The sequence below is a fragment of the Chromatium okenii genome (assembly GCF_002958735.1).
Lineage (GTDB): Bacteria > Pseudomonadota > Gammaproteobacteria > Chromatiales > Chromatiaceae > Chromatium > Chromatium okenii_A.
Genome location: NZ_PPGH01000034.1, coordinates 30,476 through 54,011 on the forward strand (window position 1 = coordinate 30,476; position 23,536 = coordinate 54,011).

Genomic DNA, 23,536 nt, shown 5'->3' on the forward strand with positions numbered 1-23,536 from the left:
ATGTTCACCACTGCGCCAGCGGTGCAATGGCACGGACACGCGCACGGCAACGGCGATCTGCGCCAGCTCCAACTCACGCTCAACACCAGCGGCGCAGTGACGGCAACTTTTAACGGAGAAGTGCGGGAACTGCTGACTGCGCCGGCGTGGGATGGCGCGTTAACGCTGGCGCAGGTTGACATGGCGAATCTGGTTCCAACGCTGCCGCCGTTGACGGTGCAAGGTCGCCTCGCCACTCGCGGCACAGTGGCGACCGCCTCTCTCAGCGGTGAACTTCAGCTCCAGCAAGCGGAAACCGGCGCAGCAGCAATCGCGCTCGACCTCGGCTGGCAAGACGGCATATTGACGCTGCATCAAGTACAAATCACTGAACAACAAGGCACTTCACCTACTGCGCCAGCGCCGATTGCGCTGCATCTGACGGGTCTGGTGGATGTCAGCGGTGCCGCGCCACAATTGCAATTGCACGGCGACTGGCAAGCGTTGCGCTGGCCGCTGCGCGGATTGTCATCACTGCATTCGCCGCAGGGACAAATCACGGTAAACGGCACTCCAACGGCGCTGGAATATCAATTGACAGCGACCGCAGCGGGCGCTGATTTACCGCCAGCCGCACTGAATCTGCGCGGCGCGTGGCACGATCAACAGCTCACTTTGACGGCGCTGCGCGTTGATGCGCTTGATGGTCATTTTAATGGGCAAGCAACGCTGGCGCTGGAGCCAGCACTGAATTGGACAGCGCAATTGACGTGGACTGACATCAATCCGGGCGTGATCGCCGCAGAATGGCCGGGGCGCATCAGCGGGCGTTTGACCACGCAAGGACAGTTGCCAGCCGCTGCCACGCCGGATTCCGTGCTGGAGATCACGACGGCAATTGCGCAATTGACCGGCACGTTGCGCGGTTATCCGTTGAATGCTGCCGGCGCAGTGAATCTGCACGGCGACAAGGTGCAACTCAATGACGTGACGGCAAAAGTCGGTTCGAGCAGCCTGCGGGTTGACGGCATGATTGCCACGGCAACGACTGCAAGTGATCTAACGCTGGCGCTGAATGCGCCGGATTTGGCGCAGGTGTTGCCCGGCGCGAGCGGACGACTGACATTGAACGGACGGCTGCGCGGACTGCTGACTGCGCCACAATTCAAGTTTGCTGTGAATGCCAGCGCGGTGCGCATTGCGGAACAGCGGCTCGGGCGACTGATCGGCAACGGTGAAGTTGATCTGACTGCGCCCGGACGTTTCGCGCTGCAACTGGACGGAAAGCAGTTGCAATTGGGCGGATTGGCGTGGACAACGCTGGCGCTGCGCGGCGACGGCACGTTGCCCGACCATCGGTTGCAGTTAACGCTGACCGGAAAGCCGCAGACGCTCAAATTAACGGCGAACGGCGCGTTATCGGCGAATAGCAGCGGTTATCGCGGCGCAGTAACGACCGCGAGCTGGCAGATGCCGAAATATGGACAGTGGCAATTGCAGCGCCCGTTGCAGCTTGACTGGGCAGCGCCACAATTGACGCTAACGCCGTTGTGCCTGCAACACAGCGGCGGATCGCGTGGTTGTGTCACCTTCGCGCAGCAGTCGGCACAAAACTGGTCGGCAACGCTCGACGTGCCGCGTGTGGAAACCGAAGTGCTGGCTGGGTTATTGCCGTCAACGCTGCGTTTGAAAGGTGCGCTGCAATTCACCGGACAGGCGCAGGCAGTCAACGGCGCGGTGACGGGAACGCTGGCGGCGCAGTGGCCAACCGGTTTGGTGCACAGCGGACGTGAGGATTTTGAGGTGAGCGGAACGCAGTTGACGGCAGCAATCACGCCCAGCGAATTGAACGCGCAGCTCGTGCTGCCGATCAAAGGGCTTGGCAGCGTCAAAACGGAAATGCACTTGCCCGGCTGGAGGATGGATGCGCCGCTGCGTTCAGAGCAACCGCTGCGCGGGCGAATTCAGGTACAAGTTGCTGAATTGGCGCGGTTGGAGACGCTGCTGCCGGAAATCAATCGGTTGCGCGGCGCGATAACGGGCGATGTCACGATAGCGGGAACGCTGGCGCAGCCGTCAGTGCGCGGAGAAATGCAGGTGCAAAAAGTCGCCTTTGCAGTGACGGCGCTGGCGCTGGATGTGACCGATTTAACGCTGACGGCGACCACGCCCGCACCGAATCGCGTGCAGTTCAACGGACAGGCGCTGCTCGGCGGTGGACAATTGGCGTTGTCGGGTGGAGCACAGTGGAATCAAACCAATTGGCAAGCGACGCTCCATGCCAGCGGTAAACGGCTGCAACTGGCGAATACGAAAGAGTATTTCGCGCTGGTGTCGCCACAGGTGGACGTGGACATTGGCGCAACTGGGGCGACGGTGCGCGGTGAGATTCAAGTTCCAGAAGCACGGATTCGTCCGCGCAAATTGCCAGCGGGCACGGTGTCGGCGTCACCCGACATTGTGTTGAACACTGCGCCGCAGCAGTCGCCGCTGCCGGTGACGTTAGACCTGCGCGTGGTGCTGGGAAAAGAAGTGACGCTTGACGGATTTGGCGTGCGCGGGCGGTTGGAGGGTGATGTGCGGGTGTCGCAATTACCGGGCAAACCGCTGGTTGGCGATGGGCAATTGCAAATTATTGATGGTCAATATCAATTGTCGAGTGCGTTGGGATTAGCATCCGCAGAATGGGGTTCGGCATTAACTATTCGCCAAGGGCGACTGATTTTTGCAAAAAGTCCTGTGGACAATCCGGGATTGTTATTGCAGGCCGAACGTGATGGTGGTGCAGTCAGTGCGGGTGTGCGGGTATTGGGTACGTTGCGCACTCCGAAATTGGCGTTTTTTTCAGATAGCGATCCCAATATGACTCCAGCGCAAATGACCAAGTATTTAATGACGGGAATTGCGCCAGCGGATGGTGATCGTGCACAAAATACAGGATTGGCAATTGGCACTTATTTAGCGCCAAAAATCTATGCGGAATATGAAGCGGGATTCGGTCATGCGCCGGATAAAATGCGCTTACGTTATGACGTGTCGCGGCAAATTGAATTTGAAACTGAAACCGGCGAGCAAGCGGGCGCTGATCTCTATTTTAAATTTGAAAACTAATTCAGCAGACTGCATAACAAGATAAATCCGTTGGCAATATCAATGCTCAACTCTGAGCACGTTTTAAGGAATTAACACCAATGAATCAGGACGCTTTTTTTACTCTGACGGAACGTTTACACAGCGGACTGACCGGCAGTGAAGTGCTGTTTTCTAATCTCAGCGGCGAGGTCTCGGATTTTGTGCGGCTCAATCGCAATCGCATTCGCCAAGCTGGGCATGTGCAAAGTGCCGGGCTGGAGCTGACGTTGATTGATGGAGCGCGGCAGGTGGAAGGGCGCTGCGAACTCAGCGGCGAATTTCGCGCTGATCTCAGTCAGACGCGGCATCTGTTGACGCGCTTGCGCGAACGGTTGGCGGATATGCCCGATGATCCGTATTTGCAGTATTCAACCACGCCAAGTAGCAGCGACCGGCGCGTTGGTGAAGCGTCACCGCCTGCTGCTCAAGTCATGGCGGATTTGATCAGAGCTGCGGACGGGCTGGATTTGGTCGGCATTTGGGCGAGCGGCGATCTCAGCACTGGGCTTGCCAGTTCGCTCGGTCATCGCCACTGGCATCACAGCCAGAGTTTCAATCTCGATTGGAGCTGTTATCTGGAAACGGATAAGGCGGTGAAAGCCAGTCTCGGCGGATTGCATTGGGACGCTGCCGCGCTGCATCACCGCTTGGAAACGCAGCGCCACGGGTTGCGGGTGATGGCGCGACCGGCACGCACGATTGAGCCGGGGCGTTATCGCGCTTATTTGGCGCCGGCAGCCGTCAACGAGTTGATGCACATGTTGAGCTGGGGCGGTTTCGATTTGCGCAATCACCGCACGCATCAAACGCCGCTGTTGCGACTGGTGCGCGGTGAACGTCAATTTTCTCCACAAATCACGCTGCGCGAGGAGCACGAGCGCGGATTGACGGCAGGTTTTACGGCTGAGGGTTTTGTGAAACCGGCAGTAGTGACGCTGATTGACGGCGGCAAGTTTGGTCAATGTTTGGTGGACGCTCGCAGCGGTCAGGAATATGGCGAGGCAGTGAATGCGGCTGGCGATGCGCCGGAGGCGTTGGCGTTGGCAGCAGGTGAGATGCCATTGACGGAGGTGCTGGCGCGACTAGATACCGGGCTGTTTATCGGCAATCTCTGGTATTGCAATTGGTCAGACCCGAATGATTGCCGAGTGACGGGGATGACGCGCTTCGGCACGTATTGGGTGGAACACGGGGAAATTGTGTGTCCAGTCAAGGTGATGCGGTTTGACGATAGCCTCTATCACCTGTTGGGCGATGGTTTGGAGGCACTGACGAGCGAGCGAGAATTGATGTTGTCGGCGGAAACTTACGAAGGGCGGGCGACTGACAGTGCTTTGTTGCCGGGGTTATTGGTGAGTGGGATTACGCTGGCGCTGTAAATTCAATTGAATGTTAATTGAATTGGCTTGAGTATTTGGTAGTTGTCAAGACCCGAGAGATTGTAGACCTGTTTTTTGAAGCGTTCAGGTTCCTTCTGTTGCCAGTTTTTCAACGCTTGCACCGGTGACACATGTCCAAGGGCTTTTTGGGGTATCTGATGGTTATACATCCGCACATAATGGTGCAGCGTTTCCTCTAACTTCTTTCCAGAATCAAAGCGCGTCGTCGCCACTACCTCGGCAATCCGTCCGTTAAATCGCTCGACCATTCCGTTCGTTTGCGGATGCGAGGGCGGAATTAGGCGATGCTCAATCTGGTGTTCTTTACAAACTAAATGTCAGGAACCGTATGATTATATTCCGCAACGCAGCTACCCACTATTTTTAGCACGAGAGGCTTTGCAAGGCGTCATCACGGACATTCACCACCGCGCCCTACATCGCTAATCGGTTGGGCACTCAGAGGAGAATTGATGCTATGAACTTGAATTTACACAAAAATGCCCGCACAACTCCCGCGATCCGGCGTGAACTGCAACATTCCACTAAATCTGAGCGTGAACTCGCCCGCGAATATCATCTGAATCGGGCGACGGTGCGCAAATGGCGTCACCGCGAGACCACTGACGATGCGTCTCATTGTCCGCATTATCTACATACCACTTTGAAACCATTGGAAGAATTGATTGCAGTGGAGTTGCGCACAACGTTGTTGCTACCTATCGATGACTTGCTGGTCGTGCTGCGCACCTGTTTTAACCCTGAGGTGTCGCGCTCAGGGCTACAGCGTTGCTTACGTCGCCACCACGTCTCCAACCTTAAAGAATTGATTCCAAAAGAAGACGGTGCGAAAAAACCGCCTAAAAAGTTCAAAGATTACGCGCCCGGTTTTATCCACATGGATATTAAATACCTCCCTAAGATGCCGGATGAACAAGCCCATCGCTATCTTTTTGTCGCTATTGATCGGGCAACGCGTTGGGTCTATGCCAAGGTTTTTGCTCAGAAAACTGCCGCCAACGCCAGCGCGTTTCTCCAGCAAGTGATCGCTGCTGCCGCGTTTAAGATTGAAAAGGTGTTGACCGACAACGGTAAGGAGTTTACTGATCGTTTCTGCGCTACCGGCGAACGCGAACCGACTGGTCGCCATCGCTTTGATTTAGTTGTCAAGACCCGAGAGATTGTAGACCTGTTTTTTGAAGCGTTCAGGTTCCTTCTGTTGCCAGTTTTTCAACGCTTGCACCGGTGACACATGTCCAAGGGCTTTTTGGGGTATCTGATGGTTATACATCCGCACATAATGGTGCAGCGTTTCCTCTAACTTCTTTCCAGAATCAAAGCGCGTCGTCGCCACTACCTCGGCAATCCGTCCGTTAAATCGCTCGACCATTCCGTTCGTTTGCGGATGCGAGGGCGGAATTAGGCGATGCTCAATCTGGTGTTCTTTACAAACTAAATCAAAGCGATGGCGACCAGTCGGTTCGCGTTCGCCGGTAGCGCAGAAACGATCAGTAAACTCCTTACCGTTGTCGGTCAACACCTTTTCAATCTTAAACGCGGCAGCAGCGATCACTTGCTGGAGAAACGCGCTGGCGTTGGCGGCAGTTTTCTGAGCAAAAACCTTGGCATAGACCCAACGCGTTGCCCGATCAATGGCGACAAAAAGATAGCGATGGGCTTGTTCATCCGGCATCTTAGGGAGGTATTTAATATCCATGTGGATAAAACCGGGCGCGTAATCTTTGAACTTTTTAGGTGGTTTTTTCGCACCGTCTTCTTTTGGAATCAATTCTTTAAGGTTGGAGACATGGTGGCGACGTAAGCAACGCTGTAGCCCTGAGCGCGATACCTCAGGGTTAAAACAGGTGCGCAGCACGACCAGCAAGTCATCGATGGGTAGCAACAACGTCGTGCGCAACTCCACGGCGATCAATTCTTCCAATGGTTTCAAAGTGGTATGTAGATAATGCGGACAATGAGACGCATCGTCAGTGGTCTCGCGGTGACGCCATTTGCGCACCGTCGCCCGATTCAGATGATATTCGCGAGCGAGTTCACGCTCAGATTTAGTGGAATGTTGCAGTTCACGCCGGATCGCGGGAGTTGTGCGGGCATTTTTGTGTAAATTCAAGTTCATAGCATCAATTCTCCTCTGAGTGCCCAACCGATTAGCGATGTAGGGCGCGGTGGTGAATGTCCGTGATGACGCCTTGCAAAGCCTCTCGTGCTAAAAACAGTGGGTAGCTGCGTTGCGGAATATAATCATACGGTTCCTAACAGAAAACATCAATTATTGCTTGATTCAGACGAATAATCGCAATCAATTGTTGGTGGCAGCACTTCATCTATAATTGTTTGTGCTGATCCACGCGCATCATGGTCATGGCGAAACACTAATCCCGATTGACTGGCTTTGGCTTGGTGTTTCATTCCCGCAATCACTCGTCCCAAGGTTTCAACGCAGCGATAATGATCGCCGGGGCGCATTTCAATTAATGCCGCACTGCAACGCATTAACGGCATATCACGTTCATCACCAGCGCGATCACGCGCTCGAATAAACCCCCGCTGCCGATCTTCTGGATCATAAAGGCTTTGCACATCCGCACTAAATTTAGTGAGCAAGCGTTGTATTTGACTCACTACCTGCTCTGTTGCCGCGTTTTCAATTCCTGCAAAAAAGTCATCACCGCCGATATGTCCAATAAACCAAGCACTATTTGCTAATTCTTTTTGCAATAACTCTGCAAACATTAAAATCGCACGGTCGCCGAGACGAAAACCATAATGATCGTTAAAGGCTTTGAAGTGATCAAAATCAAAATATGCGAGATGCCGCATTTGATTCGGTGCTTCAAGAATGCGCGATACATAACTGTGAATTGGGATGTTGCCGGGCAGTTTGGTTAATGGATTTTGATCGCGGGCGACGGCGAGGTTTTTTTGTTCAATCAATTGCAACAGCGCAGTCGCAGAAATAAAACCGAGATAACGCGCATCCTGCGTCACAATCAATCCTGCTGGATTCACATTCGCAGAAAATGCAGCGAGTAATCCTTCAACTGAAACGTGAATATCAATCACGGGACAAGGGCGAGCGAAATCAGGTAATGAACGCGCAAATGCTGGATTAAGAATTAAATCACGCCCATAAATCGAATAGATATGCTCTTTAATATCTGCTTCATGAATCAGCCCCAGCGGACGTTCGGCATTATCGAGCAACGGAATAATGGTGTGTGCTTTATGTTGTCGGAATGCCTCAAACATCGCTTTAATGCCAGCGTTGATTAACAGCGGCGGAATGCGTTCTAATCGCTCTTCAATCAGCACAAAATCGCTATGCACTTCGCGCCGATCACGTTGGTTAATATGACTAATTTGCTCATAATTCTGGCGCAAGGCATCAATGCACAGTTGCGGATAGGAAATTAAATAACCCTGAACTAAATCACAACCTGCTTCTCGACAAGCCAGCAATTCTTTTTCGGTTTCTACTCCTTCGGCAATCACTTGAATTCCCATGACATGCGCTAATTGTACGGTATTGGCAACAAATAACCGTTTGCGATGATCTTTAGCCATGCCGCTGATAAAAAAGCGGTCGATTTTGAGTAATTCCGGCGGATGTTCGTAAAGCAACCGCAATCCCGCGTAACCGCTCCCAAAATCATCAATTGCAAATTGAAACCGAGCATGGCGATAAGCCGTAATTGCTGCCGCGATACCGGAATTGGCAGTGAGATCAGTCCGTTCTGATAATTCAAAACACATGACTTCTGGATTGAGTTGATAGCGTTGTAATAGCGCCAGTGTTTGCTCTGGTCGCTCCATTGCTAATAACTGCGGATCAAGATTAAAAAATAGTCGATAACGTTCGGCATTCGGTAATTGCACAAAATGCACAATGGCTAATTCGCGCAGAAAACTGTCGAGTTCAGCCGCGCAACCCAGCGTCCATGCTTCCGCTAATAGGCCGTGCACATTGGCAAAACCTAACTCGTTAACACCACGCAGCAATGCCTCGTAGCCGTAAACGCCGCCAGTGTGAATGTTGACGACGGGTTGCAGCGCATAAACCAATGCTTCCCGCGCTCGGCTGAGGAAATCAGTTTGCGCCAGTGAGTCTTTGCTGATTTCCGGCATCGTGATTTGCTGGTGACTAAAGGCGCATAAGTGCATGATTTTTCTCTAATGAATCCGAAAATACGCGACCCGTTCGCGCAGCGCGTGAGAAAGGTCATTTAATTGCGCACTCTGACCAAAACCATCTTCAGCGGCGGCGGCGTGTTCCTGCGCCAGCAACGTGATCTGATTGATTGCACGAGCGATTTCTTCAACCATGCGGCTTTCCTCTTCGGCGGCGCTGGCGATCTGGTGCGTTAATTCCATCAACACCTGCACCGATTCAGAAAACGCATCCAGATTTTGCACTGCTTGACCGTAGTGCGCGACGCTCTGCTGGGCGCGATCCCGATTAGCGTGAATCACCGTCACTGCCTCACTCGAACTGCTTTTGAGACAGTGAATCATCGTTTCAATTTCCTGAATGGATTGATGCGTGCGCGTCGCCAATTGCCGCACTTCATCGGCGACCACCGCAAACCCGCGTCCATGTTCGCCAGCGCGAGCGGCTTCAATCGACGCATTCAGCGCCAGCAAATTGGTTTGGCTGGCGATATTGCGAATGACATCCAAAACATTGCCGACCGATTGACTGTGATCGGCAAGCCCAAGCACCACGCCTGCTGCCTGCTCAATTTCGCTGGCGAGCAGTTCGATGATGCCGGTGGTTTCGGTGAGAATTTGGCGACTGCTGGCGATGCGCTGCCGAGCATCTTCAGTCGCAGTGACAGCGCGGCTGGTGTGATTGGTGACTTCCTGCGCAGAGGTTGCCAATTGGTTAATCGCAACATCGACGTGACCGGTTTCAGTTTTCTGGCGATCAAACTGAATCTTGCTGGTCTGCGCCATCCGCGCCATTCCACCAGCGGAATGATGCAAATCGCCGCTGGCGCTGTGTAAATGACTGACGATGCCGTGAATGCGCTCCACCATTGACTGCAACGCCGTCATTAAAAGTCCGACTTCATCATTACGCGTGGTCGCAAATGAAACGTTGAGATTGCCCTCGGCGAGCGCAGAAACCGTCTGCACTGCGTCATTCAGTGGACGTAACGCTCGGCGCATGTACCAAAATAAACCGAAGCTCGCCAAAATCAGCAGCAGCCCAACGCCGCTATAAGCAATCCATTCAAAGCGTTGCTGCGCAATAAATGCCGCAGTTTCATCGCTCAAACTAATCAGATGCACCAACGGCAATCCGTCAACGCCCGGCACAGGCAGAATTGCGGTGGCATAGATCGCAGTATCAGAACTGACTCGCGTGTACACGCGCTCGCCCAGCGGCGGCAGATTAGGGCTGATTTGTTTGAACAATTCAGGGCGCGTTCCGGCGAACAGTTGACCGTCGCCGCTGACCAGATAAATGTCCGCGCCAGAAACCACTTTGAACCGCTCCAGCGCACTGGCGAGCGATTGTTGAAAAACCACCGTGCCAATCGGTTCGTGACGCATTACCAACTGGAACGCCAGCAACGCGACAGGTTCGCCCTGCGCATTGCGCCCAATTCGCCGCAGCGGTTTTTGATCTTCGGACTTAATTTTGAGCAGTGCGGCAACATCCGGCAGTGTGGTGGCGTCGCCACAGCACAGCCGCTGTTGCGCTGCATCAAACAGATAAAGCTGCTCAAAATAACCCTGCTCGCCGATCAAATTGGTGAGCGAAGTAATTTCCGGCTGCAACTGATTGATGTCCCGCGCTTTAACGGCTTGGCGCAGCGGGAAATTATCGGTAAACGACGCGATGCCGTTTTCCATCTGCTCAAACAGACGCTCGGCAACTTGATTCCAAATCAGGGCGCGATCAGTGGTCACGGCGAGCGCCAGCCGTGCTTCGCTGCGGGCATTGCCAGCGCGAGCGACCAAAATCAGCGCCGCAGCGACCAGCAGCGTGACGCAGATTGCGGCGAGGGTGACACTTTTACGGATGGTCATGTGAGTCTCGTGCGCGGATTAACGCAGATGTTTTAAGCAGGATCGGTATTGCGTGATTGACCGATGGCATCAAGCTGCTGCTGGAGTTTGAGACGATCTAGCGATTGCAACGGCAAACTCACGAACAGCGCGATACGGTTTTCAAGGGCGCGAAAAGCGTGACGGAACGCCATCATCTGCTCGACTTCACTGCCTACAATGGCTGCGGGGTCTTCAATTCCCCAGTGTGCTGTCATCGGTTGTCCCGGCCACACCGGGCACATTTCAGCCGCAGCGCGGTCGCACACGGTGAACACAAAATCCATTTTGGGTGCATCTGGAGTGCTGAATTCTGCCCAGTCTTTGCTGCGCAGATTTTCAGTTAAATGATTGTTACGTTTGAGGATTTCTAATGCCAGCGGGTGAATTTCCCCTTTAGGATGGCTGCCAGCACTGAAACCGTGAAAATGCCCAACGCCGAGGCGATTGAGCAAACATTCAGCAATGATGCTGCGGGCGGAATTACCGGTGCATAAAAATAAAACGTTGTAGTGAAAATCGGACATGGCGGGTTTCTCGGAGTTAGGAATATCAGGCACGGATTAACGTCCTGAAATTATTTAGCTCCCAGTAAAACACGGGAAGGTGACAACACGATGAAAGCGTTACTGCGCTGAAATGTTTGAAGTAACACCGAATTTTTAGCGCCAGCGCGTCACCGCATCGTCATTTGCCAGTCATTGCCACGTCACGACCTGATTTTAGACTCGTGCAATTTAGCCGCTGCCCGATGTCATCGAGAACCTCGCCATGAAAGCGACCCTCACTCTGCGCGACCGTATTGACCAAGTTGTGTTTAACGCGATTTATTCCCGCTCACTGGTTTACAACACTTGTTGGGAAGACCCAGCAGTGGATCGTTTGGCACTGGAATTAACACCAAATGATTCATTGCTGGTGATTACCAGTGCCGGTTGCAATGTGTTGGATTACGCGCTCGCCGCACCGCGCCGTATTCATGCAGTAGATGCTAATCCGCGCCAAACGGCGTTATTAGAATTGAAATTGGCGGGCATTAAACAATTAGCGTTTGATGATTTTTTTGCGGTATTCGGACGCGGAGTGCATTCGCAATTCCGCGAGTTGTATTACGACGCACTGCGCGATGAATTATCGCCATTTGCGCAGCAGTTCTGGGATACGCATTTGCACTGGTTTAGTCAGCAGCACGGCGGATTTTATTTTCGGGGTTTATCGGGCGTGGTGGCGCGAGCATTTCATACTTATTTGAAAGTGCGTCCGCGTTTGGCTGCAGGCGTGGGCGAGCTGTTTCAAGCACAAGCACTTGATGAACAACGACATATTTATGACACCCGCGTTCAGCCGCTGATGTGGAGCGCGGGCATGAATTGGACGTTGTCGCGCCAGCTCACGATGAACATGTTGGGCGTTCCCGCTGCGCAACGTCAGCAAGTGCAAGCGCAGCATCAACACGGCGTCGCCGGTTTTATCCGCGAGGCGGTCGAGTACGTATTCCGCGAGCTGCCGGTGTGGACGAACTATTTTTGGACGGTCTACATCAACGGCAGTTACACGCCGACCTGCTGCCCGGAATATCTCAAACGCGATAATTTTCATGCGCTTAAATCCGGTTTAGCCGAGCGCATTGTGCCGCACACCAGCACCGTGACTGCGTTTTTGCAAACCACTGAGGAGCGGATTTCCCGTTTCGTGCTGCTCGATCACATGGACTGGATGAGTTCGTATTATCCCGAAGCACTGGCGGAGGAATGGAACGCCATTCTCGACCGCGCTACTGCCGATGCGCGGGTGCTGTTTCGCAGTGCCCACGCCAACCCGGACTATCTCAATCTGATTGACCTCGGCGCATCGCAAACGCCACTGCGCCAGCGCCTGCATTTTCACGAGCGACTCGCGCAAGATTTGCAGCAGCGAGATCGTGTGCACACTTACGCCGGTTTTCATATCGCTGATTTGGTTGGAGTTTGACGCATGAACGCAGGTGAATTGCAGGTGTTATGGCGGCTGCTGCGCGGACAACCGAAAAGCGGCAGTCTCGCTGAACGGTTGACAGCGTTTTATGCGCCACAGGCAGCACAATACGACGCTTTTCGGGAACGTTTGCTGCACGGACGCGCTGATTTGATGGAGCGATTAGCGCCGCTGCCGGGCGCGAGCGTGCTGGAATTGGGCGCGGGCACCGGGCGGAATGTGGAGTTTTTCGGCGAACGGCTGGCGCAGTTGGGCGCGGTGGAATTGGTGGATTTATGTCCGGCATTGCTGGCGCTGGCGCGACAACGCACCGCCAGTTTGCCGAATGTGCGGGTGATTGAAGCGGACGCGGTGACGTATCAATCCACGCAACTATTTGATGTAATTTATTTTTCGTATGCGCTGACGATGATTCCGAACTGGGAAGGGGCGCTACACAACGCGCTGGCGCTGCTCAAACCGGGCGGAAAATTGGGCGTGGTGGATTTTTATGTCTCAGAAGCGCAACCGGCAGCGGGTTTGGTGCGCCACGCTGCGTTGACGCGCTGGTGGTGGCCGCGCTGGTTTGGTCACGATGGAGTTCATTTGCAGCCTGCGCAATTAAATACATTGCGGCAGTTATTACCCAATCACGAATTGAGTGAACATCGCGCTCCCGTGCCGTATTTGCCGGGAGTGCGCGTGCCGTATTATGTGTTTGTGGGGGAAAAGCCTAATAACAGCGCTATATTTGTTTAATACACGCAACGCTTTAGGATCGACCAATGCAAAATGAGCATCACGTTCGATAAAGCTGTTTGCCGGACAGTCAGCAGTGAGATTCGCAAAACCTACTCCGCTATCATCAGTAACGCTGCAAATCGTCATCTTTATTCTGCACCATCGTCTACCGAATCACTACCAACCGACACCGATGTTAAGGCGGTTTTCAATTCGTCTCCGCTAATTTTGCCACACAAATAATTGTTCACTTTACAAGCGATGTTGTGATTAATTGCTAAACCGTTGAGCATATTGCGTGTTAAGGGTTTAGGAATGACAAACCACGTTGGATAACCACTTGACAGAGGATTGCCACTGTTGCCCCAAAACCAACGAATGCCCAAGCGCGGTCGTCCATCCCAATCCAGTGCCACGATAGCCCAGCGTTGCTCTACATCTTTGTAAACAACCACATAGGGACCACCAACACTATGGCGCGGAGATTGGATTTTAAGAATATCAACGTCTTTTAATGAACAAGCGTTACCATACATGTCTTTATCTCCTATACATTTATCAAGAATTCTTGCCACTCAATTCATTATCAAGCAGCGGGATTCAAATCATCCTCGGGTCACGCTGTGCAGCATAACTTAACCGATGCCACTACATAATGCAACGCTATTAACCAAAAAATAGGCAGCATTCGCAGCGCTACCCTATAAATAGGATCACTACCCATTAAGTTACTTCCGGTTGGTTATAAAACTTTGACCCTAGATTTGAAGTTAAAATTAGTTCTAAAAATTACTTTTTGATGTGTATAGTTTATCATCAGTTGACATATCAAAAAATCCAGTTTTAGATATTCCAATATGTAACTAACAACCAGTTTATATTTTCGTTTTTTGTTTCTGCGTATGCTGCGCGAAATAAATTGCTTCATGCTTTCAATACGACCGCTATTAGCTCTGAGTATTAGCGCGACCAAATTCTAGTCCGTTACACTTGCGAACTGTGAAATTTTCAATGTCTAAAAAATTAAACATGCAATGACAATATGTTGCGTTCAATCGCTTCATTCCAGCCTATATTGAAGTTTTTCATCACTCCCAGACGGTTGTTATACTGAGATATAACTTCATTGCGGACATATCTCATGTACACCACCAATCTGCGCAAAGTCGGCGGTTCCATCATGCTTGCCGTACCGCCGACAATTCTTAATCTTCTGCATTTACAAAGCGGTACAACGGTGAGTCTTGCCATTGATCAAGGTCGGCTCGTGATTGAACCGCTGCGCCCACGTTATTGCTTGGATGATTTACTGGCTCAATGTGATGCCACCGCCGAGATCAGCAACGAGGAACGGACTTGGTTGGAGAACAGCCCCGCCGGTCGTGAGTTGCTGTAATGAAACGCGGCGATATTTATTTGGTCTCGCTTGATCCAACGGCTGGGCATGAGCAACAAGGAATGCGTCTCGTGCTAATCGTTTCAGCGTTCGCTTTCAATCGGCTAACGCGAACGCCGATTGTGCTACCAATCACTCAAGGGGGTGATTTCGCCCGTACTGCTGGCTTTGCCGTGTCATTAATAGGGACTGGCACTCAGACTGCGGGCGTAATTCGCTGCGATCAGCCTCGGGCACTTGATCTCACAGCCCGTCATGCTCGCAAACTCGAGACGGTGTCACCGTCAATCATGGATGAAGTGCTTGCAAAGCTGATAACAATTTTTGAGTGACAGTTAAGCCGCGATCGGCATCGCTATTTTCTTAGAATTTGCCATTGAGGAATTAAAAACTGACCGTGAAATCGTTCTCGATGCTGTTATTCACCAAGATCACGCAGCAAATTTTGAAACGCAGCGCGTAACATGTTTTCATTCTCTGCGCCCGCGATGCGCCGTAATTCATCAAATTCGCACCAATAGTTTTGAATTTCAATCATTAGAAATTGACCTTAAACAGTCGTGTTGATCGCTATTCAGTATTCTACTCGCTTCATTCGTAAATCAAGAAATAAGTAGAAGGCTCATCATCTTTTAAAACCAAATTTGCCATGATCCTATGGTTGACCGTTATACTTTTCATTCCGCTCGCTCACGTTTGTCTCATCATTTGGAGAGTTGCCAATGCGTTACCGTAAACATGCCTTTCATCCGCTGATCATCTGGGCAAGAATCGCTGCCCTGCTCATCAGTGCCACGCTGGCGATGCCCGCCGGAGCTGCGACCTACATCGTGACCAATCTTGACGACAGCGGCTCCGGCTCGCTGCGGCAGGCGGTGTTGGACGCGAATGCGAGTTTTGTGTCCGACACCATCAATTTTGCGTCCAGTCTGAGCGGCGGAACGCTCACGCTTGCCAGTCAAATTGGAATCACAGACAAGCTGACGATTAACGGTTTAGGCAGTGATAAATTAACTATCAGCGGCAATAAAAAGACGCGCATTTTTTTGGTGAATAGTGCCGGAGCAGTTATTCAAGATATGACGCTTCGTGATGGTTTAAATGAATATGGCGGCGCAATTAATAATGCACAACAGTTAACGTTGAATCGGTTGTCTTTAACCGGCAGTAGTGGATATTATTATGGTGGAGCAATTTATAATGCTGGAGTATTAACTGCAAACCAATTGACGCTGTGGGAAAATGGTGATAAAAACCTGCATGGCGGTGCTATTTATAACACAGGCACATTAAACTTGAAAGACAGTAATTTATGGAAAAATTATTCTTCTTTAGGTGGTGCTGGACTCTATAATGACAACGGCAATTTAACTGTATTGAATAGCTTTATTGGGTTTAATTCTGCTGGAGGAAGTGGTGGCGGTATTTGCAGTGTTAAGGGCGCTGTGACGTTGGAAAACAGCACACTATCTGAAAATACAGCCCGCAATTCTGGTGGTGGACTGTATGCAGATTCTGTAAGTCTCGCAATTTTGAATAGCACCATCGCAGGTAATGCGGCAGTAAATGCAGGTGGTGGTATTAATGCCACTAGCTCCACGTCGGGCACAATTGGCAATAGTATTGTTGCTGGAAATTCGGCAGGAAAGGGTAATGTGGAAATTGATGCCACAGGTAAAACGTTTGTTTCAATTGGTGGCAATCTATTTGGTGTTAGTGGTAAAGCTGGCGTTAACAGTGCCTTTATTCCGTTGGATACCGATCAAACGCTTGCTGGTGAATTAAATACGGTGGTGGGCGAAATCGGTGAAAATGAAGAATGGCCTTATGTACGAGTGCTCGTATCAGGTAGCCAAGCAATTGATGGCGGTATTAACGAATTGGTTCCTGCCGAATTAAGGAACCGCTGATCTATTTAATGTTCTCCACGTTGCCTTTTTAAAAGCATATTTTTATAGAGGGGATATTAAATAAATAGTTTTTGCTTTAGTGATTCAAAATAGTCAACCTCTTTATTAGGTAAAATTAAGGTACTCTTATGCTGTGAACTCTATATTAGGCTTTTAACAGCGCCTTTTTTGCTATTAAGAGATTAGCCAGAGCAAACAAAGTTTGTAGTTGCGCAGTGTTTTTCGCAAGCCCTTTATAACGTACCTTACGGTGCATAAATAGATTTTTAATAATGTGAAATGGATGTTCAACACGCGCGCGTATTTGCGCCTTAATTTTTTCAATCTGTTGCGTGAGATTTTTCAACAAACCATCATCCATTTTTTCAACTTTAGAACGTTTTTCAGCGATATTCCAACTGACCACTTTTTCATTAAATTTGTTTTTAACTTTTTCGCGTTTATCTGCACCAGTGTAGCCAGCATCACCAAAAACTTTTTGTTCTTGACCATGTAAAATGTTTTCAACTTGAGTGACATCATGCTCATTTGCCGCCGTGCCAACCACGGTATGAACTAACCTAGAACTAACGTCAACACCAATGTGTGCTTTCATTCCGAAATACCATTGATTTCCCTTGCGAGTAGAATGCATTTCTGGATCGCGTTCTTTTGCTTCGTTTTTTGTTGAAGAAGGGGCATTGATAATGGTCGCATCAACGATTGTCCCTTGATTTAACAACAATCCTTTCTCGCGTAACTGCGCATTGATTGTAGAAAAAATCACTGTAGTCAGTGCATGACGTTCGAGTAAATGGCGAAATTTCAACAGTGTTGTTGCATCTGGTACCGCTTCAACACTCAAATCAATACCTATGAATTGCAGTAATGATTGACTATCGTAAATTGCATCTTCCAGTGCCTCATCAGCAAGGTGATACCATTGCTGTACAAAGTACATCCTTAACATCCGCTCTAATCCTATTGGCGGACGACCACGCTTACCTTGACTATCAGGGTAGTAATAAGGTGTCAATGCTTTAACCAAAGTTGACCATGGAACAATTTTTTCCATATCATTGAGAAAACGTTCACGGCGCGTCGTTTTCTTTTTTGCTAAAAATTCTGATTGTGCAAAAGAACATTGTTTCATGCTGGTATCATATTTACATTACGACTGATGCCTATTTTATCATTTAGATCGCAATGATGCTGGCTATTTAATCAGTGTTTCCTTAAACGCTATTACGCTGTTGGTAAAAAAGAACAAATCATTAAGCAATTTGGTATTTTATACACCATTATAATACGTCGCTTTAGAAATCACTTTAAGCTGCCACCGGCAATGCAACTTCCACTGTTTCCGCTGCAACATCTACCCAACGCACCAATTCCAATTGTCCGTCGTGGTGTTCAACTAACGCAGTGCAGCTCTCCACCCAATCGCCGCAATTGCAATATAACGCCGTGCCAATTTCTCGCATTTCCGCATGATGAATGTGTCCGCAAATCATTCCATTCACCCAATTCGCTGCGCTTCTAATGCCAGCGCCTGTTCAAAATTGCCAATGTATTGCACTGCGTGTTTTACCCGCTGTTTTAGATAACCCGCTAATGACCAATAACGCAGCCCCAAGCGCCGCCGAATTCGATTCAGCAAACCATTGAGCGCCAGCAAATTGTCATACGCACTTGCGCCGACCTGCGCCAGCCAGCGACTTTGCTGCACCACGCCATCAAAACGGTCGCCGTGTAATACCAAAAACCGCTCTCCATTAGCGCATTCGTGAATCACCTCATCGCGGATGGTCACTGCACCGAACTCTGCGCCGAGATGCGCTCGCAGCAGCTCGTCGTGATTACCGGGAATGTAGATCACCTCGGTTCCGCTTCGCGCCTTGTCGAGCACCTCGCGCACCACTGCGTTATGCGCTTCCGGCCAATAAATGCCGTTGCGCATTTCCCACAGATCAACGATGTCGCCGACGAGATACAACTGTTTGCACTGCGTGGCTTGCAAAAAATCCAGCAGATACTTGGCTTGACAACCGCGACTGCCTAGATGCACGTCAGAAATAAACAGGCTGCGATATTTCAATGGATTCATACGCTTGATTACAGACATCGGCGGCACACCTTAGAAAAACAGTGTGCCTATGTTCAATAATCAGCATTGCCAACTGATGCGGAGACGGTGACGGCGCGGTGAATTATTGCGGTCAATTTGGTGACGAGCGGGCGCAGGTTAACGGCGCAGCGCGTCAGCGAAATGCCCTTCCAATACGCCGAGCACCCGTTCCCAGCGAATATCCTCAGCGGTGCGCCGCGCAGCTAATCCCAATTCGCGCAACCGTTGCTGATCACGCGCTGCGGCGACACTTGCGGCGATAAATGCAGCGCGGTCGCCGACTGGTACGGTGACGCCGTTGTGTCCAGAAGTGATGTAGGCATGAGCGGCTGCGTCATCAAACGCGATTACCGGCAGTCCGCTGGCCATTGCTTCGGTGACGACATTGCCGAAAGTCTCGGTCAAGCTGGGAAACAAAAAGAGGTCGCCGCTGGCGTAATGCGCCGCGAGTTCTACGCCGACTTTTGCGCCGACGCAGAGCACTTCAGGAAAGGTGCGCTGCCAGTGCTCGCGCTCTGGACCGTTGCCAACGAGGACAAATCGCGCCGCTGGGTGCTCCAGCAAATGGCGCGAAAAGCGTGATATGCGAGATCAAGATTCTTCTCTGCGGCGATGCGTCCGACGTGAATGACCACCAAACTGTGATCGTCGCAGCCCCACGCTTGCCGCAATTCGGCACTGCGCCGCGCTGGTGAAAACCGTTCAACGTCAACGCCGCGTCCAAACACCCGCACATTATTGAAGCCGCTCGCGGTTAATTCCTTTTGCAATGCGGCAGTTGGCACTAACGTCATGTTGGAACGGTTATGAAAATGGCGCAGCGTTTCGATGATCGGTCGCGTCAAAATTCCCAGCCCGTAATGCTGGCTATAGTGTTGAAATTGCGTGTGAAATCCAGTCACAGTGGGAATTTTCAAGGCGCGTGCTGCGGCCAGCGCAGCGTGTCCGAGCGGGCCTTGGGTGGCGATATAAATCAAATCTGGGCGAGTTCGTGACCAATGCCGCCGCAGTCGCCAATACACCGGCAGTCCAAAGCGCAACCCGCGATAACCCGGCAGCGGCAGCCCCGGCACTAATAACAGCGTATTTGGGTCTGGTTGTGGCTGGTGCGCATCCCACGGCTGGCGCGGGCGAATGAGTTGAAGGTGCTGACCTCGTGCCGCCAATCCGGTGACTAAATGCTGCATCGTGTTGGCAACACCGTTGATTTCCGGCGGATAAGTTTCAGTGACGACTGATAAATCCCAACCGCCTGATTTCAAATCCCCCCGACCCCCCTTTTCCAAAGGGGGGAGGAAGAGGAAGAAAAGCCCCCCTTTGAAAAAGGGGTTGGGGGATTGATCAACAGGCAGTTCGGGCGATTTTCGAGCACCGTCGCCACTGCCAGCCGCGCTCGTTCTGCCAGTGCTCGCCGTTGTTCGCCCTCGACCATTGCCAGCGGTGGCAGAAAATGCAGCCGAGCGATCAAACGCGGATGCCGAATCACGCGCCACAGATTCGCCAGCAGCGTGTCATCGCCGATATACGGAACGCGCAAATCCGGCGCAGGATCGTCGCCGTGATGGTAGCTGATGGCAACGGGTTGAATTTGCACACCGGGCGCTTGCGCAGTCTGAAATAATCGCGCATGAAATCGCGCCACTGTTTGCCCGTCGGTGGTGTGCCTTCCGGGAAAATCATCAAGGTGCGTCCGCCAGCAATCGCATGACCGAGCTGCGCAGCAATGTGAGCAACTTGATGACCGCCGCGTTCGATAAACAAAGTGCCAGCGTGATCCGCCAGCCAGCCAATCAGTGGCCACTCGCGCACATCCGTTTTTGCCAAAAAACCAATCTCGCCCTGCGCACCGATGACCGGAATATCCAGCCACGAGATATGGTTACTGACCAACAGCGCATTGGCGCGATCTGCCCGTTCATGCGCACTTCCACCTCCAGCACCTGACACAAGCGTTCGTGCCACCAGCGGATGAATTGCGCGACCCAAAGTGGACGCCGTCCGCTGCGCTGGTGCACTGCGACCACCACTGCGACAATGCTGCCGTCAGTAAATGCGTCCCGACCCGCAATCCGCGCCATAACGCAGTCATCGCGCCGGCACTCAATGTTGTGCGTCCGCTCAAAAAAGTGGCGAGAAAAGCTGGCGTTAATGTCATCAACGTTCAGCAAAATCAATACATCAGCGACACCAAAATCAGCGTCACGACACGGCTCGCCGCACACTTTCGCGCCAAGTCGCAGATAGGTTCGCAGCAATGGTGGCAGCGGCGCATCTAAATTGTCGTCAGTAAAAGGTGGCGTTTGCAGCGGAATATGCGGTGTTACGCGCAAGGTTTCTGGCGCTAAAGCATGTCGCCGCAACCGATTCATGATTGCGGCAGCTTGTAAATCGTTATCACCGAGTGGAATACTGGCGCAACCGAATAGATAATCAAAGCTATGCAAATGAATAAATGCCGCTAATCCAGACCATAATACGGCAATTGCTGCGCCTTGACGAAAATCCGGTGCAATACAAGTACGCCCAACTTCTAATAAGCGTCCATGCAATTGGCGAATTGCGTTTAATTCAAATTCAGTTTCAGAATAAAATTGTCCTAATCGCGCTGCCTGATGATCGCTTAATAAACGAGTGCAACCGACAATACGCCCAGTATTGGCTTCGCGCACCAGCAAATGTTGGCAATAGGCATCAAACTCATCGACATCATGCCCAAGATTACCGTGAAGATTTGCACCCATTTCTTCGGCAAAAACGCGATAACGTAAGGCTTGGGCATCGCGCACATCTTGTGCGGATGATGCGAGTTCAACAAATAAACGCTCGCCACGCGGCGCTGTGAATGCTAAAGCAGATGCAACCATTACGAACCCTCATCAACGCTTCATTTTAGGTGACGAGAGATATTAGATTGTGATGATTGCGAATGTATGAGCGGATGGTGACAACTTGATGAATCAAAATTAAAAAGTCGTCGTAATCTGCGTCATACCGCAATGCAGCATGACGCAATCACTGTAGAAAATCAGAGCGGTGTTGCCGTGATTTCTAATAACACTTCATCGGGATTCACTGCATCGCCTTTAATGACATAAAGCGCCGTTACCGTGCCACTAATTGGCGCTTGAATTTCGGTTTCCATCTTCATCGCTTCCGTTACCAATAGCGGTTGTCCAGCCGTCACACAATCACCTTCTTTAATTAACACATCAACGATATTGCCCGGCATTGACGTTGCTACATGACCGGGTTGACTCGGTTTCGGACGCTTGCCCGCAATGGCTTTTTTAACTGCGCCCTGAGTACCGCCAGTCAATACCAATTCATCCAGTGTTTCGACGACAACTTCTTCTGGTATATCGTCAATGGTGAAATAAAAATGCCGATCAGCCTGACTTTTATGACCGCTGCCCGTGACTTTAACGTGATACGTTTCTCCGTGTACGGAGATATTAAATTCTGTTGGCGCAGTGCGTATTTCACTTTGAGTTGGTAATGGCTCCAATAATTCTGGTTGCAATGTACCAGCAGCACGTTGTTCCAGAAAAATGCGCCCAATTTCAGGGAACATTGCATAAGTCAGCGTGTCTTCATCAGATTGTGCCAATTCGCCAATATCATGGCGCAAGCGTTCTAATTCCGGTTTTAATAAATCTGCCGGACGACATTCAATCAAATCTTCATTGCCGATCGCCTGTTGTTGCAATGTCGGATTCACTGCTGCTGGCGCACGTCCATAACGTCCTTGCAAATACAGTTTTACTTCGTTCGTAATCGTCTGATAACGCTTATCGGTTAAAACATTTAATACCGCTTGCGTCCCGACAATTTGCGAAGTGGGTGTCACCAGTGGCGGATAACCAAGGTCTTTGCGGACGCGGGGAATTTCTTCCAATACTGCGCTCATCCGCTCCAGCGAATTCTGTTCTTTCAATTGATTGGCGAGATTGGAAATCATGCCGCCGGGAACTTGATTCACTTGTACGCGGGTATCAACGCCAGTGAATTCACTCTCGAATTGATGGTATTTTTTGCGCACTTGATAAAAATACAGCCCAATTTCTTGAACAGCTTCTAAATTCAAACCAGTGTCGTATTCAGTGCCGCGCAACGCAGCAATTAAACTTTCAGTCGGTGGATGTGAAGTACCTCCAGCCATTGAAGAAATCGCAGTATCCAAACCATCACAGCCATTTTCAATGGCTTTCAAATGACACATATCCGCCAAGCCAGAAGTCGCGTGAGAATGCAAATGCAGCGGCAAATCAACGTGATCTTTTAAGGCTTTCACCAATTCAGCGGTCACATACGGCGTTAATAATCCCGCCATATCTTTAACGGCAATTGAATCGCAACCCATCGCTGCTAATTCACGCCCCATTGCCACAAAACCAGCGACATTATGCACCGGACTAACGGTATAACAAATCGTGCCCTGCGCATGTTTTCCTGCCGCTTTGGTGGCTTCAATTGCTGTTTGCAAATTCCGCAAATCATTCAACGCATCAAAGATGCGAAAAACATCCATCCCATTCGCAGCAGCGCGAGCAATAAATGCCCGCACCACGTCATCAGAATAATGGCGATAACCGAGCAAATTTTGCCCGCGCAATAACATTTGCAAGCGCGTATTCGGTAATGCGTCACGCAATTTGCGCAAACGTTCCCACGGGTCTTCTTTTAAGAACCGCACACAGGCATCAAAGGTTGCGCCGCCCCAACATTCTAATGACCAATAACCAATAGCATCGAGTTTGGCGCAAATAGGCAGCATATCTTCGGTGCGCATCCGCGTCGCATGGAGTGATTGATGGGCATCGCGTAAAACGACATCGGTAAGTTTGATTTTCGGCATGATTTAACT

16 protein-coding genes and 5 pseudogenes are annotated in these 23,536 nt (G+C 50.9%); 8 read left to right on the forward strand and 13 right to left on the reverse strand.

Translation table 11 applies throughout. From position 1 onward, the window contains the following. Positions 1 to 3,090 (forward strand): translocation/assembly module TamB domain-containing protein, encoded by a 3,090-nt coding sequence (locus CXB77_RS06225; protein ID WP_105073213.1) that lies wholly within the window; start codon positions 1 to 3, stop codon positions 3,088 to 3,090. A gap of 80 nt (positions 3,091 to 3,170) precedes the next feature. Next, positions 3,171 to 4,490, forward strand: coding sequence for a TldD/PmbA family protein (locus CXB77_RS06230; protein WP_105073214.1), 1,320 nt, complete (start codon positions 3,171 to 3,173; stop codon positions 4,488 to 4,490). A 2-nt stretch (positions 4,491 to 4,492) separates the two neighbouring features. On the opposite strand, the pseudogene CXB77_RS06235 reads toward CXB77_RS06230, so the two are convergent. After that, a pseudogene (locus tag CXB77_RS06235) lies at positions 4,493 to 4,819 on the reverse strand (integrase core domain-containing protein); the annotation flags it as partial. Between the two features lie 149 nt (positions 4,820 to 4,968). Between CXB77_RS06235 and CXB77_RS06240 the strand changes: the two are divergent. Next, positions 4,969 to 5,655, forward strand: a pseudogene (locus CXB77_RS06240) (DDE-type integrase/transposase/recombinase); the annotation flags it as partial. On the opposite strand, the gene CXB77_RS06245 reads toward CXB77_RS06240, so the two are convergent. The 4 genes from CXB77_RS06245 to CXB77_RS06260 all read right to left on the reverse strand — a co-directional run bounded on the left by CXB77_RS06245 (position 5,650) and on the right by CXB77_RS06260 (position 11,092). Next, positions 5,650 to 6,627 (reverse strand): IS481 family transposase, encoded by a 978-nt coding sequence (locus CXB77_RS06245; protein ID WP_105073217.1) that lies wholly within the window; start codon positions 6,625 to 6,627, stop codon positions 5,650 to 5,652. The pseudogene CXB77_RS06240 and the gene CXB77_RS06245 sit on opposite strands and share 6 nt — an antisense overlap. A gap of 149 nt (positions 6,628 to 6,776) precedes the next feature. Continuing rightward, positions 6,777 to 8,672 (reverse strand): EAL domain-containing protein, encoded by a 1,896-nt coding sequence (locus CXB77_RS06250; RefSeq protein WP_242445501.1) that lies wholly within the window; start codon positions 8,670 to 8,672, stop codon positions 6,777 to 6,779. 9 nt (positions 8,673 to 8,681) lie between these two features. Then, entirely contained in the window at positions 8,682 to 10,547 is a 1,866-nt protein-coding gene (locus CXB77_RS06255) for a methyl-accepting chemotaxis protein (protein ID WP_105073218.1), read from the reverse strand. A 32-nt stretch (positions 10,548 to 10,579) separates the two neighbouring features. Then, the gene (locus CXB77_RS06260) at positions 10,580 to 11,092 is read right to left on the reverse strand and encodes an arsenate reductase ArsC (RefSeq protein WP_105073219.1); all 513 of its coding nucleotides are present in this window, start codon (positions 11,090 to 11,092) and stop codon (positions 10,580 to 10,582) included. 244 nt (positions 11,093 to 11,336) lie between these two features. Here CXB77_RS06260 and CXB77_RS06265 point away from each other — a divergent pair, with 244 nt between their 5' ends. Continuing rightward, positions 11,337 to 12,536, forward strand: coding sequence for a DUF3419 family protein (locus CXB77_RS06265; RefSeq protein WP_105073220.1), 1,200 nt, complete (start codon positions 11,337 to 11,339; stop codon positions 12,534 to 12,536). Between the two features lie 3 nt (positions 12,537 to 12,539). Further along, positions 12,540 to 13,277, forward strand: coding sequence for a class I SAM-dependent methyltransferase (locus CXB77_RS06270; RefSeq protein ID WP_105073221.1), 738 nt, complete (start codon positions 12,540 to 12,542; stop codon positions 13,275 to 13,277). Between the two features lie 131 nt (positions 13,278 to 13,408). On the opposite strand, the gene CXB77_RS06275 is transcribed toward CXB77_RS06270, so the two are convergent. Continuing rightward, positions 13,409 to 13,795: a hypothetical protein gene (locus tag CXB77_RS06275; protein ID WP_105073222.1), complete on the reverse strand. Its 387-nt coding sequence runs from the start codon at positions 13,793 to 13,795 to the stop codon at positions 13,409 to 13,411. Positions 13,796 to 14,400: 605 nt separating this feature from the next. Here CXB77_RS06275 and CXB77_RS06280 point away from each other — a divergent pair. The 3 genes from CXB77_RS06280 (at position 14,401) to CXB77_RS06290 (ending at position 16,565) form a co-directional block, all read left to right on the forward strand. Further along, entirely contained in the window at positions 14,401 to 14,655 is a 255-nt protein-coding gene (locus CXB77_RS06280) for an AbrB/MazE/SpoVT family DNA-binding domain-containing protein (protein WP_105073223.1), read from the forward strand. Continuing rightward, a complete protein-coding gene (locus CXB77_RS06285; protein ID WP_105073224.1) occupies positions 14,655 to 14,987 on the forward strand; it encodes a type II toxin-antitoxin system PemK/MazF family toxin in 333 nt (110 codons plus the stop codon). Before CXB77_RS06280 ends, CXB77_RS06285 begins: the two co-directional genes overlap by 1 nt. Positions 14,988 to 15,377: 390 nt before the next feature. After that, entirely contained in the window at positions 15,378 to 16,565 is a 1,188-nt protein-coding gene (locus CXB77_RS06290) for a hypothetical protein (RefSeq protein ID WP_105073225.1), read from the forward strand. Positions 16,566 to 16,710: 145 nt separating this feature from the next. Here the strand turns inward: CXB77_RS06290 and CXB77_RS06295 are convergent, their stop codons facing one another. The 7 genes and pseudogenes from CXB77_RS06295 to oadA form a co-directional block, all read right to left on the reverse strand. After that, entirely contained in the window at positions 16,711 to 17,697 is a 987-nt protein-coding gene (locus CXB77_RS06295) for an IS5 family transposase (protein ID WP_105073226.1), read from the reverse strand. A gap of 175 nt (positions 17,698 to 17,872) precedes the next feature. Further along, positions 17,873 to 18,669, reverse strand: a pseudogene (locus CXB77_RS06300) (UDP-2,3-diacylglucosamine diphosphatase). A gap of 120 nt (positions 18,670 to 18,789) precedes the next feature. After that, positions 18,790 to 19,958: pseudogene (locus CXB77_RS06305) on the reverse strand (glycosyltransferase family 4 protein). Next, positions 19,931 to 20,209, reverse strand: coding sequence for a hypothetical protein (locus CXB77_RS19145; protein ID WP_172452569.1), 279 nt, complete (start codon positions 20,207 to 20,209; stop codon positions 19,931 to 19,933). Before CXB77_RS19145 ends, CXB77_RS06305 begins: the two are co-directional and overlap by 28 nt. After that, positions 20,155 to 20,634, reverse strand: a complete 480-nt coding sequence (locus tag CXB77_RS06310) for a lysophospholipid acyltransferase family protein (RefSeq protein WP_347338067.1) — start codon at positions 20,632 to 20,634, stop codon at positions 20,155 to 20,157. Before CXB77_RS06310 ends, CXB77_RS19145 begins: the two co-directional genes overlap by 55 nt. Positions 20,635 to 20,786: 152 nt before the next feature. Continuing rightward, positions 20,787 to 21,536, reverse strand: a pseudogene (locus CXB77_RS06315) (GNAT family N-acetyltransferase); the annotation flags it as partial. 161 nt (positions 21,537 to 21,697) lie between these two features. Continuing rightward, positions 21,698 to 23,527 (reverse strand): sodium-extruding oxaloacetate decarboxylase subunit alpha, encoded by a 1,830-nt coding sequence (gene oadA, locus CXB77_RS06320; RefSeq protein ID WP_105073228.1) that lies wholly within the window; start codon positions 23,525 to 23,527, stop codon positions 21,698 to 21,700. Between the last annotated feature and the right edge of the window lie 9 nt (positions 23,528 to 23,536).